The following is a 4,011-nucleotide window of genomic DNA, read 5'->3' on the forward strand; positions in this document are numbered from 1 at the left end:
AAAAAAGGCTCAAAATTCAACTGTGACGTGTTGATTATTGATGAGTGGCAGAATATGTCCTCGGAGAAGCAGGTGGCCTTATATCGACGTATAAAGCGAAAATACACGATAGGTCTTTCAGCCACTCCGATTCGAAAAAAAGGGCAAAATTTCTACCCACTCGAAAAAACGATTTTTGGATTTGCAAATCCAAATAATAAATTTGATTGGCAAAAAGCACACGGAAGAATGGTGTATGATCCATTCACTTATTCGAAAGAGAAATGGGAGGATTTCAGAGACTATGAACGCTACGTTAATAATCTTCCAAATTTCTTCAGATGGGAAGAAATTGAAGAAATCGAAAACGCTGTTGAAAACAACGGTTACGAAATTAAGTTCTATCCAGTAACTGTCGAACCTGGAAATCCGGAAATGTTAAACAAGTTTAGAAAATTAAATCTTGTGATGGTAAAAGGTGAAACAGCGATGGCAAAACAATCTTTTGGACGAAACACGTTTGAAAGATATCTCAACCAAGCAGGAGTAGAAGTTGACTTCCCGAAAATCAAACCAGTGAATGCTGATACTCCACTAATGCTAAAGCTCGATGGATTAATCGAAAGAGCACCACATGACATGCTGATTGTTAGCAAGTCGAAACAGATTGTAAATGTCATCAAAGAACGACATCCTCACATCGGAATCTGGACTGGAGACGTTCAAGAAGGACTTGATAAAAAGGTAGTAGTTGCTACGAACCAGGTTCTTGGAGTCGGAGTTGATGGCTTGCAGCACAAATACCAAACAATCGTTGTTCTAGATCCTGTTGAAAAAGGCTCTGGAGAATACGACGATTACCGCCAATTACTTTGGCGAATAACAGGAAGTAGACAACAACACGATGTAAACGTGATTGAATTTTATTACAAGGAGGCATGAAAAGATGGATATTTCGGCTTTAGAGGTAGCTTTAGAAAGAGAAAAAAACTACTTGGAAAAGATCATCCAAGTAGTTAAAAACGGCGGAGACCGATTTAGACCGCCCTATCAGAGACAAGCATTGTCTATCAGTGAGCATCTTTCAATGATTTCTTGTAATCTTGATAGATTGAGCAAGCAAGTGCAATAAACCAGGGTTCAGCATTCATGATTTTTAGATGTTGGAAAAACCCGTCCTTAGTTTCAAGTTCTTTGTCATGAGCATAACGTAAAACTTCTCTGGCGAATATGGTTTCAAAATCAAAATCGTTACCATCATCATAGATATCACGTTTACTAGCTCTGACAAGATATTTTTTAAAAGTCATAATCTATCTCCTTTTATAAGTTGATAGATTTAGTATAACAAAAAAATGGAGGAATAAAATGAACTTTAAATTACCAGAAAACAAACCACAAGTGCCAAAGGACACACCACGGAATTACTTCATTTACGGAGAAACCATGAGTGGCAAATCGTACCTAGCGAACGAGTTCCCAAATCCGATTGTTTTAAACACGGATGGGAATGCGGAAGCGAACAGCGTGCCAAGCATCCAACTATTAAATGACAAAGATAAATCAGGGCGAATCACTAATTCAGTGATTAAGCAGCTAGGAGAAATCCTTTTAGCTCTACAAACGCAAGAACATTCATACGAGACAGTCGTAATCGATGTTATCGACGATGTTATCGAGATGATTAAAATCGCTGTGTGTGATGAGCTAACTCCACCAGGGAAACCTCGATTGAAGTCGTTGTCTGAAATCCCATACGGGAAAGGTTATGACTTCTTCAACCAGGCTATTACGGAACTGGTTATTGACCTCAAAGCATTACCGATGAATGTGATTTACATCAGCCGTCAAATCTCAGAATATGACGATAACGGAAATGCTACTAAAGACAAACCAAGCTTGAAAGATAAGTACGTGAACCTTATCAACGGGAATTCAGATTTAATGATCCACACAGAAAAAATCGGGAATAACTACAATCGTGAAGTCGACAGAAAACGTAAGACTTACTATGCGGACCAGGTGGATGACAAAGCGATTTTGAAAATTTTATCAACAATCAGAGGCGCAGTTGAACCACCTCGTAAGCAACAAGCAGCAACAAAGTCAGCTGCAAAACCAACAAAACAGGAAACTGTTGAAGTTTCTAATAACGAAGATGAATTATTTTAAAACTAAAGGAGAAATGAAAAATGAGTTTATTAAGTATTGCAAAGAAAATTAAAGAAGATGGATTTGACCCTCGTAAAGATAGCGTGAACGGACCTGCAGCGTTACCAGCCGGTGATTACACAGTTGTATTAAAACGAGTACAATTTAACATTGCACCAAGCGGATGGGAAAGTTTAGGGTTCACGTTTGAAGTCCGTGAAGGTGAATTTAACGGACGTACTGAATATGTATCTTTTGGAACATTATCTGAATGGAACGGCAAAGACCTTTCTTGGTCAGTAGAACGAACAATCAAGTTCTTTACTAAAGCGATTGAACTTGCTGGAGATAAAGTTATGAAGAACGACTTCGAAGACGGAAGAGCATTAGCTGATGCATTAGAACGTAAAGCAGTTGGTTCTTACTTCACATTAAAAATCCTAGAAACAAAAGGTAAAGAAGACAAAGTATATCGCAACTATGATATTGAAGAAAATGCTGAAAATGCGATGAATACAGTTGTTGTAGAAGAAGACGATTTACCTTTCTAAAAATAAGGTGATCTCATGCATTCAATGAAAGAATATGCGCTGTTGTATCAGCAAAAAGGGTTTTCGGTCATCCCGATTAGTTCTACAACTAAAAGACCATTAATTGAATTTGCGGATAAACCACCTCTTGATGCTGATGGAATTAACGAAGTTTGGAGTAAATATCCAAATGCAAACATCGCACTAAGGACTACAAATTTCTTCGTGATTGATATTGACAAACACGGACAAACCAGTGGATTTGATTCGTTGAAGAATTGGGAACATTTAAACCTAATCGAACCCACACTTCAAGCTAAGACGGCATCAGGAGGTAAGCACCTATTCTATTTCAAGCGTGATGATATCCACATCAGTCAAATGATTGGATTCCTACCAGGAGTGGATATCAAAGCGCATGAAAACAATTATGTGTTGGTTGCTCCTTCTGCAACGGATAAAGGGCAATATGAATGGGACATGGAAAAATCTCCCGAAAAAGGAACGATGATTACTCCCTCCAGAGCGTTGATTGAAGCCATCATTCAACAATACAAAATCACCAACGGGCGTGAATTTGATTACAGCGACGGGTTGAGGTCGTGGGTTAGTAAGGGTCGGACATCTGGAAAGACAAAAACGACAGAACTGTTTGAAATCATCGCCAATGGATTAGGGGATGAAGGGAATCGTAATGATAAGCTTGCTAAATTTGTGGGTGGGCTTTTATGGCGAGGAGTGGACGAGATGGATGTGTTGACGTTAGCTAAAATAGCTAATACCAACACTCCAAACCCACTATCGATGCAAGAATTAGAAAGAACAGTAGTAAGTATGATTAACAAAGATAGGAGGTGATTGTGATTGGCGAAGTAGTGAGTTTTTATAAGGATTATGAACCGATAAAAAATAGCAATGGAACTTTAAAAACGAACAGTCCAGTAAATGTGTTGAACGCATTTCGAGCTGATGATCAGTTAAATCTCTATCTGAAGCATAACGAATTCTCCCAAGAGCACGAATTAACAAGAGATATCCAACTTGGAAACACGCTTCTGAAAAAAGGAGAGCTGCCTTCGAATTTCGAATCAGTTGTTAAGGTTTATTTTGAGAATGTCACTGGTGCAGCATTTACAGCTCAAGCGATGATTGACGGCATGGAAACCTTCTTATCTGAACGGTCCTACAATCCAGTGAAAGAGTATATGGAAGAAGCTGAGAAAGGCTGGGATAAACGCAAACGCATTGGACAAATGCTGCAAGTCTATTTAGGAGCTAACCAAGACCCTCTAGTGTCTAAAATCGCTGAAATGTGGATGGTAGGCGCTGTTGCTAAAGTATATGAACCTTA

Annotated in this window: 6 protein-coding genes; 5 read left to right on the forward strand and 1 reads right to left on the reverse strand. The window is 38.7% G+C overall.

The window, feature by feature from the left end; translation table 11 throughout:
- A partial coding sequence (locus tag ADH02_RS01535; protein ID WP_048782016.1) for a hypothetical protein occupies positions 1–921 on the forward strand: 921 nt, incomplete at its 5' end.
- 128 nt (positions 922–1,049) lie between these two features.
- On the opposite strand, the gene ADH02_RS01540 is transcribed toward ADH02_RS01535, so the two are convergent.
- On the reverse strand, positions 1,050–1,289 hold the full coding sequence (locus tag ADH02_RS01540; protein WP_048782018.1) for a hypothetical protein: 240 nt from the start codon (positions 1,287–1,289) through the stop codon (positions 1,050–1,052).
- Between the two features lie 58 nt (positions 1,290–1,347).
- Here ADH02_RS01540 and ADH02_RS01545 point away from each other — a divergent pair, with 58 nt between their 5' ends.
- From ADH02_RS01545 to ADH02_RS01560, 4 genes are all read left to right on the forward strand, one after another.
- A complete protein-coding gene (locus ADH02_RS01545) occupies positions 1,348–2,151 on the forward strand; it encodes an AAA family ATPase (protein WP_048782020.1) in 804 nt (267 codons plus the stop codon).
- A gap of 20 nt (positions 2,152–2,171) precedes the next feature.
- Positions 2,172–2,681 (forward strand): hypothetical protein, encoded by a 510-nt coding sequence (locus ADH02_RS01550; protein WP_048782022.1) that lies wholly within the window; start codon positions 2,172–2,174, stop codon positions 2,679–2,681.
- Positions 2,682–2,696: 15 nt separating this feature from the next.
- Positions 2,697–3,518 (forward strand): bifunctional DNA primase/polymerase, encoded by an 822-nt coding sequence (locus tag ADH02_RS01555; protein WP_048782023.1) that lies wholly within the window; start codon positions 2,697–2,699, stop codon positions 3,516–3,518.
- A gap of 2 nt (positions 3,519–3,520) precedes the next feature.
- Positions 3,521–4,011 (forward strand): VapE domain-containing protein (locus tag ADH02_RS01560; protein WP_048782024.1); only part of this gene is annotated, 491 nt, incomplete at its 3' end.

Origin of the sequence: Streptococcus sp. 263_SSPC (assembly GCF_001071995.1) — a bacterium.
GTDB lineage: Bacteria > Bacillota > Bacilli > Lactobacillales > Aerococcaceae > Granulicatella.